Annotated in this window: 14 protein-coding genes; 13 read left to right on the top strand and 1 reads right to left on the bottom strand. The window is 46.0% G+C overall.

What is annotated here, in order from left to right:
- Positions 1-71 precede the first annotated feature (71 nt).
- From hemW to thiI, 9 genes are all read left to right on the top strand, one after another.
- Positions 72-1,370, top strand: a complete 1,299-nt coding sequence (hemW, locus tag DWW70_RS03690) for a radical SAM family heme chaperone HemW (RefSeq protein WP_118649246.1) — start codon at positions 72-74, stop codon at positions 1,368-1,370.
- A 153-nt stretch (positions 1,371-1,523) separates the two neighbouring features.
- The gene (gene hrcA, locus DWW70_RS03685; protein ID WP_015533137.1) at positions 1,524-2,564 is read left to right on the top strand and encodes a heat-inducible transcriptional repressor HrcA; all 1,041 of its coding nucleotides are present in this window, start codon (positions 1,524-1,526) and stop codon (positions 2,562-2,564) included.
- Positions 2,565-2,601: 37 nt separating this feature from the next.
- A complete protein-coding gene (gene grpE, locus DWW70_RS03680) occupies positions 2,602-3,267 on the top strand; it encodes a nucleotide exchange factor GrpE (RefSeq protein ID WP_015533136.1) in 666 nt (221 codons plus the stop codon).
- Positions 3,268-3,339: 72 nt separating this feature from the next.
- Positions 3,340-5,187, top strand: a complete 1,848-nt coding sequence (dnaK, locus tag DWW70_RS03675; protein ID WP_015533135.1) for a molecular chaperone DnaK — start codon at positions 3,340-3,342, stop codon at positions 5,185-5,187.
- 26 nt (positions 5,188-5,213) lie between these two features.
- The gene (gene dnaJ, locus DWW70_RS03670; RefSeq protein ID WP_022217232.1) at positions 5,214-6,371 is read left to right on the top strand and encodes a molecular chaperone DnaJ; all 1,158 of its coding nucleotides are present in this window, start codon (positions 5,214-5,216) and stop codon (positions 6,369-6,371) included.
- An 11-nt stretch (positions 6,372-6,382) separates the two neighbouring features.
- Complete coding sequence (prmA, locus tag DWW70_RS03665) at positions 6,383-7,345, top strand: 50S ribosomal protein L11 methyltransferase (RefSeq protein ID WP_022217233.1); 963 nt, start codon at positions 6,383-6,385, stop codon at positions 7,343-7,345.
- Between the two features lie 28 nt (positions 7,346-7,373).
- On the top strand, positions 7,374-8,132 hold the full coding sequence (locus DWW70_RS03660) for a 16S rRNA (uracil(1498)-N(3))-methyltransferase (RefSeq protein WP_118649245.1): 759 nt from the start codon (positions 7,374-7,376) through the stop codon (positions 8,130-8,132).
- A 77-nt stretch (positions 8,133-8,209) separates the two neighbouring features.
- The gene (locus DWW70_RS03655) at positions 8,210-9,355 is read left to right on the top strand and encodes a cysteine desulfurase family protein (protein ID WP_118649244.1); all 1,146 of its coding nucleotides are present in this window, start codon (positions 8,210-8,212) and stop codon (positions 9,353-9,355) included.
- A gap of 8 nt (positions 9,356-9,363) precedes the next feature.
- Positions 9,364-10,551 (top strand): tRNA uracil 4-sulfurtransferase ThiI, encoded by a 1,188-nt coding sequence (thiI, locus tag DWW70_RS03650; protein ID WP_022217236.1) that lies wholly within the window; start codon positions 9,364-9,366, stop codon positions 10,549-10,551.
- Between the two features lie 101 nt (positions 10,552-10,652).
- On the opposite strand, the gene DWW70_RS03645 is transcribed toward thiI, so the two are convergent.
- Entirely contained in the window at positions 10,653-10,886 is a 234-nt protein-coding gene (locus tag DWW70_RS03645) for an HPr family phosphocarrier protein (protein WP_015533130.1), read from the bottom strand.
- 92 nt (positions 10,887-10,978) lie between these two features.
- Here DWW70_RS03645 and mtaB point away from each other — a divergent pair, with 92 nt between their 5' ends.
- From mtaB to DWW70_RS03625, 4 genes are all read left to right on the top strand, one after another.
- On the top strand, positions 10,979-12,337 hold the full coding sequence (gene mtaB / locus DWW70_RS03640; RefSeq protein WP_118649243.1) for a tRNA (N(6)-L-threonylcarbamoyladenosine(37)-C(2))-methylthiotransferase MtaB: 1,359 nt from the start codon (positions 10,979-10,981) through the stop codon (positions 12,335-12,337).
- Between the two features lie 66 nt (positions 12,338-12,403).
- Positions 12,404-12,661: an IreB family regulatory phosphoprotein gene (locus tag DWW70_RS03635; RefSeq protein ID WP_022217238.1), complete on the top strand. Its 258-nt coding sequence runs from the start codon at positions 12,404-12,406 to the stop codon at positions 12,659-12,661.
- 14 nt (positions 12,662-12,675) lie between these two features.
- Positions 12,676-13,125, top strand: a complete 450-nt coding sequence (ruvX, locus tag DWW70_RS03630) for a Holliday junction resolvase RuvX (RefSeq protein ID WP_015533127.1) — start codon at positions 12,676-12,678, stop codon at positions 13,123-13,125.
- 64 nt (positions 13,126-13,189) lie between these two features.
- On the top strand, positions 13,190-13,468 hold the full coding sequence (locus tag DWW70_RS03625) for a DUF1292 domain-containing protein (protein WP_015533126.1): 279 nt from the start codon (positions 13,190-13,192) through the stop codon (positions 13,466-13,468).
- Positions 13,469-13,472 lie beyond the last annotated feature (4 nt).

Genomic DNA, 13,472 nt, shown 5'->3' with positions numbered 1-13,472 from the left:
TGACAGGAGCATTCTTAGTAGCGGCTTTTTTCATGCGGTGACGATATTTGAAATAAAAAGGAAGGATACTAATGATAGATATAATAAATACCGAAAATTCAGATCGGGATTTCGGCGATGCAAATAATGACGAAGTTTTAGAGTCATATGAGAAGAAGCCACTCAGCATATACATACATATCCCATTCTGTGTGAAGAAATGTGCATACTGCGACTTCCTGTCATTTCCGGTGGGGGCAGCCTGCATGTCGGGATATGGAGTGTACCGTGAGAAATACATCGAAGCCCTGTGCGAGGAGCTGAAAAGCTACTCGTATCTGGCGGAGACCCACAAGGTCAGGACAATATACATAGGAGGCGGAACCCCATCCATACTGGAGCCGGACGAGATCACACTTGTAATGACGACGGTGAGGAAGCTGTTCGATGTCGCAGAGGATGCGGAGATAAGCATAGAGGTAAATCCGGGCACCCTGACCAGCCGTAAGGCAGCAGAATATATAGCAAATGGCATAAACAGGATGAGCATAGGCCTTCAGTCCGCACAGAAAAATGAGCTGGAAGCTCTGGGCAGGATACACAATTATGACCAGTTCCTCGCCGCATTTGACATGGCTAGGGAGGCCGGATTTCGCAATATAAATATAGACCTGATGTCAGACATACCGGGACAGACCATGAGGTCATATCTGGACACCCTTGACAAGGTATTAAGGTGTAAGCCGGAGCACATATCGTCCTACAGCCTCATAGTGGAGGACGAAACTCCTCTGGCAGCAGATGAGAACCTGCTGTCACAGATCCCGGATGAGGACGTGGACAGGCAGATGTACGACATAACAAATAAGCTCTTAGGCACCGGCGGCTACCACAGATACGAGATATCCAACTACGCCAAAGCTGGCTGCGAGTGCAGACACAACATAGTCTACTGGACACTCGGGGAATACATAGGAATCGGAATCGGAGCAGCGTCCTTCCTGTACGGCAGACGCTACACCAACACATCCAGTCTGGAAGACTACATAGACGGCATGGCAAGACACAGGGAGCTCATGACATTCGGAGATCCCGTCGCAAATTCGGGTAAGGCAAGAGATATAATAGAACACATGCGCAATGTGGAAGAAGAACTTGACGCAGACAGGCTGATGGAGGAATATATGTTCCTCGGCCTGCGTATGATATCCGGTGTGAGTGCAGAAAAATTCAACGACTACTTTGGACACTCCATCTACGACATATACGGCCCCGTCATAGATAAATACAAGTCCACCGGCCACCTCGAAGATGACCACGGCCTGATCCGCCTCACAAAAAAAGGCATCGACGTAAGCAACACGATCCTGGCGGACTTCTTAATAGAATAATACTGGCACGACCGTCCTTCAAAACATAAAAAAAACACAAAAACATTCGTTATTTTGTTGACAAAAGGGGGCGGCAGTGTTAGATTATGTTTAGTGGTTAGCACTCGGATATGTTGAGTGCTAATAAGACTAAAAGCAAAAAGGAATGAGAGTATGGAACTTGACGAGAGAAAAGTCAGAATTCTAAAAGCGATCGTTTCGAATTACCTGGAGACTGGAGAGCCCGTTGGATCGAGAACCATTTCCAAGCTGGCCGACATGAATGTCAGCCCGGCTACCATAAGAAATGAGATGTCAGATCTTGAGGACATGGGTTTTATATGCCAGCCACATGCATCGGCAGGAAGAGTTCCGACGGATGCAGGTTACAGGTTTTATGTTGACAGCATCATGGCAGACAGGAATGAAGAGAAAGCAGAGAATCAGACAGAGAGAGAGAATCTGCTGCAGAGAGTTGATAAGCTTGAGAAGCTTCTCAAGCAGGTGGCAAAGGTGCTTGCGACTAACACTCAGTACGCAACACTGGTTACGATGCCACAGTACAACAACACAGTAAAGTTCATCCAGTTGTCACAGGTTGATGAGACCACATTGCTGGCGGTCATCATGGTTGATGGCAATATAGTCAAGAATAAGCTGATCAAGACGACGTACAGCCTGAAGAATGAAGATATTTTAAAATTTAATATTCTGCTAAATACCTTCCTTCAGGGCGCGGCACTTCAGGATATCAATCTTGAACTTATACAGACCATGAAGGTTCAGGCAGGTGAATATGCAGAGATCCTTGAGACGATATTCCAGGGAATCATGGAGGCGATCCATGAGGCCGATGATCTCAAGGTTTATACCAGTGGAGCAACGAATGTACTCAAGTACCCTGAGTTGGCGAACACGTCATCCGCAGAGAAGCTGCTCGGAACACTGGAAGACATAGAGGACAAAGAAGAATTTGCAAAACATGTGGAGGATGTGATCCAGCAGGACAGCGACATACAGATCCTGATAGGACAGGAGAACAGCGATGAAAACCTGAAGGACTGCTCCCTTGTAACAGCAACATACAAGATGCCGGAGGGCGCAAAAGGAACGATAGGAATAATCGGACCGAAGAGGATGGATTACAAGAAAGTTGTGAGCATGCTCAAGGAACTCACCGGAGAGCTTGATGACATATTTAACAACAATGGATAGACAGATAAGATTATAACGATGAATAGGAGGATATGTAATGGCTGATAGCAATAACAGTACTGCATCCGACAAGAAGGTTAAGACAGAGCAGACAGCAGCCGAGACCATAGTTGGAGATGCTTCAGCAGAGATAAAGGATGGCGTTGAGTCAGAAGTCAAGGTCGATGAGACCGTTGACGTTCCGGAGGAGCAGGCAGAGGCTGCAAAGCCACAGCATGTTGCAAAGGAGAACAGACGTGGAGGCAAGGCTCTCCGTGAGGAGAACGAGAAGCTCAAGGAACGCTGCAAGGATGCAGAGACAAAGTACACAAGACTTCTTGCGGAGTGTGAGAACATCCGCCAGAGAAATGAAAAAGAGTCAGGCAAATTGTACGACATAGGTGCAAAGGGAGTTCTTGAGAAGCTCCTTCCTGTGGTAGACAATTTTGAGAGAGCAATGGCAGCCATTCCTGATGAGGATAAGGACAGACCATTCGAGTCGGGAGTTGCAAATATATATAAGCAGCTTATGACGTCATTGGAAAGCATAGGTGTAAAGCCTATGGATTGCGCCGGGGAACAGTTTGATCCTACATTCCACAATGCAGTGATGCATGTAGAGGATGACAACTACGAAGAGAATGTAATCGTTGAAGAGATGCAGAAGGGTTACATGTACAAGGATCAGGTGCTCAGATTTAGCATGGTAAAGGTAGCAAATTAAACTTCATAAGAAGGACCCACGGAGTGGGAGATTTCTTAATATTGTAAATTTTTTTTCTAGGAGGAAAAGACAATGGGTAAGATTATAGGTATTGACTTAGGTACAACAAATTCATGTGTAGCAGTTATGGAAGGTGGTAAGCCTGTAGTTATAGCTAACTCAGAGGGTATGAGAACAACACCTTCAGTAGTAGGTTTCCTGAAGACAGGAGAGAGAGTAGTAGGTGAGCCTGCAAAGCGTCAGGCAGTTACAAACGCAGATAAGACAATTTCATCTATCAAGCGTCACATGGGATCAGATTACAGAGTAGAGATAGATGGCAAGAAGTATTCACCACAGGAGATTTCAGCAATGATCCTTCAGAAGCTGAAGTCAGATGCAGAGGGATACTTAGGAGAGAAGGTTACAGAGGCAGTTATCACAGTTCCTGCTTACTTCTCAGATGGACAGAGACAGGCAACAAAGGATGCCGGTAAGATCGCAGGTCTTGATGTAAAGCGTATCATCAACGAGCCTACAGCAGCAGCTCTTTCATATGGTCTTGACAACGAGCAGGAGCAGAGAATCATGGTTTACGATTTAGGTGGTGGTACATTCGATGTATCTATCATTGAGATCGGTGAGGGTGTCATCGAGGTTCTTGCAACAGCCGGCGATAACAAGCTCGGTGGTGATGACTTCGATAACGCAATTACACAGTATATGCTTGATGAATTCAAGAAGGCAGAGGGCATCGACCTTTCAGGCGATAAGATGGCTATGCAGAGATTAAAGGAAGCAGCAGAGAAGGCAAAGAAGGAGCTGTCATCAGCTACAACAACCAACATCAACCTTCCTTTCATCACAGCAAACCAGGATGGACCAAAGCATTTCGATATGAACCTTACAAGAGCTAAGTTCGATGAGCTTACAGCAGATCTTGTAGACAGAACAAAGGGCCCTGTTAACACAGCACTTGCTGATGCAGGACTTACAGCAGCAGACCTTGACAAGGTACTTCTTGTCGGTGGTTCAACCCGTATCATAGCAGTACAGGAAGAGGTTAAGAGACTTACAGGTAAGGAGCCATTCAAGGGAATCAACCCTGATGAGTGTGTTGCTATCGGTGCTTGTATCCAGGGTGGTAAGCTTGCCGGAGATGCCGGTGCAGGCGAGATCCTTCTTCTGGATGTTACACCACTTACACTTTCAATCGAGACAATGGGTGGTATAGCTACTCACCTTATCGAGAGAAATACAACAATCCCTACAAAGAAGAGCCAGATCTTCTCAACAGCACAGGATAATCAGGATGCCGTTGATATCAACGTAGTACAGGGTGAGAGACAGTTCGCAAAGGACAACAAGAGTCTTGGCAGATTCAGACTTGATGGTATCGCTCCAGCAAGACGTGGAGTTCCACAGATCGAGGTTACATTCGATATCGATGCAAATGGTATCGTAAATGTATCAGCAAAGGATCTCGGAACAGGAAGAGAGCAGCACATTACTATCACATCAGGAACATCACTTTCAGATGATGATATCGATAGAGCAGTTAAGGAAGCAGCAGAGTACGAGGCTCAGGATAAGAAGCGTAAGGAAGGCATCGAGGCAAGAAATGAGGCAGATGCACTTGCATTCCAGACAGAGAAGGCACTCGGCGAGGTAGGAGATAAGCTTTCAGATTCTGACAAGGCTGGCGTAAAGGCAGATCTTGACTCCTTAAGAGCAGCAATAGACAGCACAGATGCAGAGAATATGAGCGATGCAGATGTAGATAAGATCAAGGCTGCAAAGGATAAGCTGATGGAGAGCGCACAGAACCTGTTCTCAAAGCTCTATGAGCAGAACGGTCCTGGAGCAAACGCAGGAACAGGTGCAGGCACACCTGATTACTCAGATGGCGATGTTGTAGATGGAGATTTCACAGAGGTTTAATATATAGAGGATGAAAGGTAAAGGCTATGGCAGAGACAAAGACCGATTATTATGAAGTCCTTGGTGTAACCAAGGGAGCCTCTGAAGCCGAGATCAAAAGGGCATACCGAGTGGTAGCAAAAAAATACCACCCGGATATGAACCCTGGTGATGAAGAGGCTGCAGAGAAATTCAAAGAAGCAGCTGAAGCTTATTCAGTCCTCAGTGACCCTGAGAAACGTGCAAAGTATGATCAGTTTGGCCATGCAGCATTCGACCAGAACGGCGGCGGTGCCGACGGATTTGGTGGATTTGACTTCGCAGACATGGGAGATATCTTTGGAGATATATTCGGAGATATGTTCGGTGGCGCAAGCCGTCAGAGAAATACAAATGGCCCTATGAAGGGCGCAAACATCAAGACCACCATCAGAGTAGCCTTTGAGGAGGCTATATTCGGAACCCAGAAGGAGCTTGAGCTCCCACTGAAGGATGAGTGTGATGTATGTAAGGGAACCGGTTCACAGCCGGGACACCAGCCGGAGGTCTGCGGCAAGTGCGGCGGCAAGGGCCAGATAGTGACAACACAGCAGTCACTTTTTGGAGTTGTACGTAATGTTCAGACATGTCCTGATTGTAGTGGATCTGGTAAGATCATCAGATACAAGTGTAGCAACTGTGCAGGAACAGGATATGTAAAGAGCAGAAAGAAGATACAGATAGCTATTCCACCAGGAGTAGACAATGGTACTAACATCCGAATCAAAGGAAAGGGTGAGCCTGGTATCAACGGTGGTGAGAGAGGAGATCTTACAGTTACCATACTTGTTGATCGTCATCCAAACTTCCAGAGACAGGAGTACAATCTGTATTCATCAGAGCCTATCACATTTACACAGGCAGCACTTGGTGGAGTTATCAAGATCAACACCATCGAAGGAGAGGTTGATTACACCATACCACCAGGAACACAGACAGATACACGCATAAAGCTGAAGGGCAAAGGAGTACCTAACCTCAAGAACCCAACTCAGCGAGGCGATCACTATGTAACACTTGTTGTACAGGTGCCGGAGAAGCTCACAGAGGAGCAGAAGAAGATCCTAAACCAGTATGAGCAGGCAACACTTGTAGAGACAAGACCTGCAACAGATTCAGCAGGACCATTTACATTTGGCGATCACAAGAGAAGAAAGAAAAAGTAGGTATAAAATATATGAAATGGACGAAGCTCACAATAGATACAACATGTGAAGCTGAAGACCTCATAAGCGCCTTCCTCGAAGAGGAAGGCGTTTTGGGTGTTCAGATAGAAGATAATATTCCCCTCACTGAGGAGGAGATGGAGACGATGTTTGTCGATCTCCTGCCGGATGATATGCCGGAAAATGATGGAACTGCAAAGGTGTCCTGTTTCCTTGACGATACATTTGACGTGCAGGAGATAAAGGATAAGGTGGCTGCAGAGATCAGGAGACTGTCAGAGTTTCTTCCTGTCGGAACAGGCAAGATAACCGAGAGTGAGACGAAGGAAGAGGACTGGAGAGACAACTGGAAGGCCTACTTCAAGCCATTCAGACTGTATGACAATATCATCATCAAGCCAACCTGGGAGGAAGTGCCGGAGGATGCAACGGACGAGGATATAGTTATTGAGATAGATCCCGGAACAGCATTTGGAACAGGTTCCCATGAGACGACGAGACTGTGCATAGGCCAGCTCAAGAAGTACATGAAGGATGGAGATGAGATACTCGATGCCGGAAGCGGAAGCGGTATCCTGTCATTTGTTTGCAATAAGCTGGGTGCAAAGCATGTTCTCGGTATAGACATAGATCCGATCGCTGTTGATGTGGCGGGAGAGAACAGAGATGTGAACCATATTCCTGCCGAGGCTGTGGAATTCAAGTGCGGAAATGTCCTTGAGGACCAGAAACTGGTAGAGTCAATAGGCGCAAATTATGATATAGTAGTTGCAAATATCCTTGCAGACGTTATAATTCCAATGTCGGCTGTAGTTCAGAAGTTTATGAAGGATGATGGTATTTTTATATCATCGGGTATTATAAACATAAAAGAGGATGAGGTCAGACAGGCTCTTCTTGACAATAACTTCGATATCGTAGATACTGTCTACATGAATGACTGGGTAAGCTTTGTCGCAAAAAAGCATGTATGAACCAGCGTGTGAGAGGAAATAATCAAATATGAACAGATTCTTTGTAGACGTAGATGGCAGAGATATAGGAACAGATATAAGCATAACAGGCGGAGACGTTAACCATATAAAGAACGTTCTCCGCCTTAAAGTGGGTCAGGAGATAACTGTAAGTAACGGCAGAGGAAGAGATTATACGTGCAGTATATCGGAGCTTGGCAGAGACGAGGTTCTGTGCCGCGTCGAGGATGTGAATGATAACTTTGCAGAGCTTCCGGTGGAGGTTACCCTGTTTCAGGGATATCCAAAGTCGGATAAGATGGATCTTATAGTACAGAAGATGGTGGAGCTCGGTGTCTGCCGGATAGTTCCGGTATTCACTGCGCGCACCATAGTGAAGCTTGATGCGAAGAAGGCTGCAAAGAAGACCGAGAGATGCCGGATCATAGCGGAAGCTGCTGCAAAACAGTCCGGAAGGGGAATCGTCCCTGAGATCACGGAGCCGGTAACATTTGCACAGGCGATAGAGATGGCGAAGACTCTTGATATGAATATAATTCCATATGAGGAGGCGGAGGGACTTGCAAAGTCCAGACAGATCATCGCTGATGTGACAGCACCGTCCTCTGCCCGCAGAAGTCTGGGGGTATTCATAGGCCCGGAGGGTGGCTTTGCCAGGGAAGAAGTGGAACAGGCAATGGCGGCCGGGGCGGAATGTATAACTCTTGGACACAGGATACTGCGCACTGAGACGGCCGGACTGGCGGTTATGTCGATCATCATGTTCAGTGCCGACAGGGACAATTAGAACAATATTGTAGAGATTAGTGAAAGAAAGAAGCTTGAAGCCGGACGTATATCGGTTTCGGAATGGTGGAAGACAACATGGAAGCATATTTTGACAATTCAGCGACCACCCCGGTTTATCCAGAGGTGAGAGATCTTGTGGTAAAGTTAATGGAACAGGACTATGGCAATCCGTCATCACTGCACCAGAAGGGTGTGGATGCGGCCAGATACGTGAGCGATGCCAGGGATAAGATAGCCAGGCTGCTCAAGGTTCAGGCGAAGGAGATCGTGTTCACATCGGGAGGAACAGAATCCAACAACATGGCTCTGATAGGAGGCGCACTTGCCAACAGGAGAGCGGGCAACAAGATCATCACAACTGTAGTCGAGCATGCGTCAGTCGGCAGTCCGCTGACATTCCTTGAGGATATGGGATTTGATGTTGTCAGGATCCCGACCGGAAGTGATGGCGTGGTAGATGTTGACCGGTTGGTAGATGAGGTCGACGACGACACGATCATAGTGTCAGTCATGTACGTCAACAATGAGATAGGAGCTGTCATGCCGGTGGAAGACATTGCCAGACGTATAAAGGAGAAGAATCCGAGTGTACTCTTCCATGTGGATGCCATACAGGCATTTGGCAAATATGTGATATACCCGAAGCGTATGGGAATAGACATGATGTCCATAAGCAGCCATAAATTCCACGGACCAAAGGGCGTTGGAGCACTGTTCATAAAGGACAGAGTCAAGGTCAAGCCTGTGATATACGGTGGAGGCCAGCAGGGCGGAATGCGGTCAGGAACAGAGAATGTACCGGGAATAGCCGGAATGGCACTGGCTGCCGAGATGACCTACAGAGATCTCGATGCAAATGTAGCGCACATGAGAGAACTCAAGGAACATCTTATAGATGAACTCACACAGATAGACGATGTGTACAGTAATTCCGGGGATGCACCCCATATAGCCAGCATAACCTTCAAGGGAGTGCGAAGTGAGGTCATGCTTCATGCTCTGGAAGAGAAGGGCATATATGTCTCATCCGGTTCAGCATGTTCGTCGAATAAACATTCCACAAGCAGCACGCTGAAGGCCATAGGTCTGCCACCTGAGAAGCTTGAGTCCACACTGAGATTCAGTTTTTCACCGGAGAATACAATGGAACAGATAGATTATGCAGTCGAGTGCTGCAAGGAACTTTTACCGATACTCAGAAGATATGTGAGGAAGAAATAGGAGGAAATATGCAGTACAAGGCATTTATGATAAAGTATGCCGAGATAGGCACAAAGGGAAAGAACAGGTATATATTTGAAGACATACTCTGCAAGAACATCAACAGAAAGCTGAAGCCTTACGGAGATTTCTATATCCGCAAGGAGCAGGGAAGAATATTCGTTGAGTGCAAGTCGGATTACGACTATGAGGATGTGGTAAATGCCCTTGGAAAGGTATTTGGTATCGTTGGAATATGCCCTGTTGTGGTTGAGGAGAACACAGAGTTTGAAAACCTCAAGCAGAAGGTAATAGATTATGTTGAAAAGGCATACGACAGAAAGAACTTCACATTCAAGGTGTTCACCAGAAGAAATGACAAGACATATCCTATGACTTCCATGGAGGTAAGCGCCGAGCTTGGACATTTCCTCCTTGAGGCGTTCCCTGATCTTGCAGTGGATGTGCACTCACCTCAGGAGATAATCAATGTGGAGATCAGAAAGGTAGCATATATCTATTCGATCACCATACCTGGCCCGGGAGGACTGCCGGTTGGAACGAACGGCAGAGGAATGGCACTTCTGTCAGGCGGTATAGACAGCCCTGTTGCGGCATATATGATAGCCAAGAGAGGAGTTGTTGTGGAGGCGGTATACTTCCATGCACCTCCGTTCACAAGCGAGAGAGCAAAGCAGAAGGTTATAGATCTGGCATGTCTTGTGGCCGACTACTCAGGAGCCATCAGACTCCATGTTGTCAACTTTGCCGATGTACAGATGGCAATATACGACAACTGTCCTCATGAGGAGCTCACGATCATCATGAAGAGATACATGATCAAGATAGCGGAGGAGCTGGCTGAGAAGAATGACTGTCAGTGTACGATAACAGGAGAGAGCATAGGCCAGGTTTCAAGCCAGACTGTGTTCAGCTTGAACGTTATCAACCAGGTCAGCACCATGCCGGTGTTCAGACCATGTATAGGTATGGATAAGCAGGAGATAGTAGACATATCAGAGAAGATCGGAACATACGAGACATCTATACTGCCATACGAGGATTGCTGTACGACATTTGTTGCAAAGCATCCGGTTACACATCCGGTTCTCTCTGCGATAGAGAAGTCGGAGGCAAAGCTCACAGGAATCATCGAGCCATTGTACCGCAAGGCTGTAGATACGGCAGAGGTCGTTATGTGTCGCGCAAAGCAGTAAAACAATATAAAACAGTGATAAAAGACAACAAAAAAGAGATGCTTCATAATAAGCATCTCTTTGATTATCAGATCCATATAACATACGGGGCAGAATAATGATTATTCTGCAAGGTATGGCTTCAGAGTAGCCATAATCTCATCGATACCGCTCTCTGCATGAATGTTAAGTTCGATAGGCTTTGAGATATCAAGACTGAAAATACCCATGATTGACTTTGCATCAATTACGTAACGTCCTGATACGAGGTCGAATTCTGCGTCAAATTTCGCAATGTCATTGCAAAAGCTCTTGACCTTATCGATTGAGTTTAAAGAAATCTTAACTGCTGTCATAAATAGTCCTCCTAACCCTTGTAAGTTTTTTATGTACTGTCATTATTATATTTTTATAGAATACAAAAGTCAATATAAGGAGTGTAAAATACATGCTAAAAGGAATGTCTGTGGCTGCCACAACACTTGGCTGCAAAGTCAATCAGGCGGAGACTGACAGCATGCTCGACATGCTGAAGGCTGCCGGTGCAAATATAGTGGAATTTGACGAAAAAGCAGATATATATATAGTAAATACCTGTTCTGTGACCAATATTGCGGACAAAAAATCAAGGCAGATGCTTCACAGAGCCAGAAAGATGAATCCTGATGGAATAGTGATAGCCGCAGGATGCTATGTGCAGTCAGCCAGAGAGATTCTCGAGCAGGATGAAGCTATAGATATAGTAATAAGCAACAATAAGAAGAAAAGTATCACAGAAATAGTTAATGATTATATTAATGTGAGAAACAATGGAAAAAATGCCCCAGGTAAAGATCATGAAGCCATGGAATACTTCGTGGATATATCCAGAGAGACTGAGTACGAGGAGATGGGCGGCCATGTCCCTGTGGGACACACAAGGGCATATGTCAAGATCCAGGACGGCTGCAATCAGTTCTGCTCATACTGCATAATCCCGTATGTAAGAGGAAGGATAAGAAGCAGAAGCCAGGAGGCGATCCTTGCAGAAGTATCAGAGCTTGCGGAGGCAGGAATAAAAGAAGTTGTGCTTACCGGTATACACATATCGTCATATGGCAAAGATAAGAATAATGAGGGAGCACTTATAGAGCTTATAGAGGCTATCTCAAAAATCAAAGGAATCAAGAGAATAAGGCTTGGTTCACTTGAGCCGGGGATAATAACAGAGGAGTTTGTGGAGAGAATTTCATCCAATTCGAAAGTATGTCCACACTTCCATCTGAGCCTGCAGAGCGGCTGTGATTCAGTGCTAAAGAGAATGAACAGAAAGTACACTTGCAAGCAATACTTTGAAAAATGTGACATGCTGAGAAAGGCGTATAAGTCCCCTGCGCTCACCACGGATGTGATAGTGGGCTTCCCGGGAGAGACTGAGGAAGAATTTGCAGAGACTGTCAGATATCTGACGGAGCTCAATCTGTATGAGATGCATATATTCAAGTATTCTCCGAGAAAGGGAACAGTCGCTGCCGCCATGAAAGAGCAGGTTGCCCCTGAGATAAAGAATGAGCGAAGCGATGTGCTGCTTAAGCTTGCCCATGACAACAAGACCGCATATGAAGCCCAGTTTGAGGGCTGTGAGCTTGAAGTCCTGGTGGAAGAGGTTGTAAAAAAGAACAATAAGACATATCTCAGGGGACATACGGAGAGATACATGGATATACTCATAGATGTGGGCGACATATCCATGCCGGAGAGTTTTGTGAACAGCTTTGTGTATGTGACATATACCCAAAATGGGGGAAACCTTCCTTTACTTTTGTAGTTTTTTATATTAGAATAGGAATGTTAATTGGCTCATGAGATAATAACAAGATGAGGACGTGATTTGATGAATAACGAAAGTACACAGAATATTGTTCCAATCAAGGACGCGACAGTGGACGTACGCGAGATAATTGGAGAAGTATACGATGCACTTACCGAGAAAGGATATAATCCGGTAAGCCAGGTTGTTGGGTACATAATGAGCGGTGACCCGACATATATCACAAGCTACAAGAATGCGCGAAGCCTGATCATGAAGGTGGAGAGAGACGAGATCATTGAGGTTTTACTTGAGGACTACATCAAGAATAACCTCGTGTAAAGGAAAAGAATAGTATGAGAATATTGGGACTTGACTATGGAACCAAGACGGTGGGAGTTGCCGTGAGCGATCCGCTCAAGATGACTGCCCAGCCGCTGGAGACGATAGAGAGAAAGTCGGCGAACAAGCTGAGACAGACACTTGCCCGCATAGAGGCCATACTTGAAGAGTATGGAGCGGCAGGAGAGCGCGACCGCATAGAGCTGATAGTGCTTGGCTACCCGAAGAACATGAACAATTCAGAGGGAGACAGATGTGAGGCCACACAGGCATTCAAGGAGGATCTTGAGCGCAGAACAGGACTTGAGGTTGTTCTGTGGGATGAGCGCCTTACCACTGTGGAGGCAGAGCGGATCCTTATGGACAGCGGAGTGAGAAGAGAGAACAGGAAGACGTACATAGACAAGATGGCGGCTGCGGTCATACTGCAGAACTATCTTGATGCGAAGTGCAGCAGTCTGTGATAGACACAGACCTTCTGCCTTTGTTTTGTGTACGCCTGAAGTGAAGAAGTATTAAGAGGTTTATATGGCAGAGAACAGGAAGACGGACAACAGTATCATATTTGAAGCAGAAGATGGAACAGAAGTGGAATTCTCGGTTGTGGAGCAGACCACACTTGGCGGCGTGAATTATCTGTTCGTTATAGACAAGGCGGATGATGAATCATTCCTTATCCTTCGCGAGAACAACGGAGCTGATACGGAAGAGATGGCAGCATACGATATTGTGGAAGATGAAAATGAATTAGAGGCGGTCATCAAGATATTTGACGAGCTGCTTGAGGACGTAAATTTGGAGGTATAAGAAA

This window comes from Coprococcus sp. AF16-5 (genome assembly GCF_003479365.1).
GTDB lineage: Bacteria > Bacillota > Clostridia > Lachnospirales > Lachnospiraceae > Coprococcus > Coprococcus aceti.
Note: the sequence above shows the minus strand (reverse complement) of the source record. Positions and strands in the feature narration are given on the sequence as shown.

Excerpts from the sequence above, each read along its gene's own strand:
- hemW (WP_118649246.1), top strand. The coding sequence starts at position 72 with ATGATAGATATAATAAATACCGAAAATTCAGATCGGGATTTCGGCGAT.
- DWW70_RS03645 (WP_015533130.1), bottom strand. The coding sequence starts at position 10,886 with ATGACAGCAGTTAAGATTTCTTTAAACTCAATCGATAAGGTCAAGAGC.
- dnaJ (WP_022217232.1), top strand. The coding sequence starts at position 5,214 with ATGGCAGAGACAAAGACCGATTATTATGAAGTCCTTGGTGTAACCAAG.
- grpE (WP_015533136.1), top strand. The coding sequence starts at position 2,602 with ATGGCTGATAGCAATAACAGTACTGCATCCGACAAGAAGGTTAAGACA.
- prmA (WP_022217233.1), top strand. The coding sequence starts at position 6,383 with ATGAAATGGACGAAGCTCACAATAGATACAACATGTGAAGCTGAAGAC.
- DWW70_RS03635 (WP_022217238.1), top strand. The coding sequence starts at position 12,404 with ATGAATAACGAAAGTACACAGAATATTGTTCCAATCAAGGACGCGACA.
- hrcA (WP_015533137.1), top strand. The coding sequence starts at position 1,524 with ATGGAACTTGACGAGAGAAAAGTCAGAATTCTAAAAGCGATCGTTTCG.
- ruvX (WP_015533127.1), top strand. The coding sequence starts at position 12,676 with ATGAGAATATTGGGACTTGACTATGGAACCAAGACGGTGGGAGTTGCC.
- DWW70_RS03655 (WP_118649244.1), top strand. The coding sequence starts at position 8,210 with ATGGAAGCATATTTTGACAATTCAGCGACCACCCCGGTTTATCCAGAG.
- mtaB (WP_118649243.1), top strand. The coding sequence starts at position 10,979 with ATGCTAAAAGGAATGTCTGTGGCTGCCACAACACTTGGCTGCAAAGTC.
- dnaK (WP_015533135.1), top strand. The coding sequence starts at position 3,340 with ATGGGTAAGATTATAGGTATTGACTTAGGTACAACAAATTCATGTGTA.
- DWW70_RS03660 (WP_118649245.1), top strand. The coding sequence starts at position 7,374 with ATGAACAGATTCTTTGTAGACGTAGATGGCAGAGATATAGGAACAGAT.
- thiI (WP_022217236.1), top strand. The coding sequence starts at position 9,364 with ATGCAGTACAAGGCATTTATGATAAAGTATGCCGAGATAGGCACAAAG.
- DWW70_RS03625 (WP_015533126.1), top strand. The coding sequence starts at position 13,190 with ATGGCAGAGAACAGGAAGACGGACAACAGTATCATATTTGAAGCAGAA.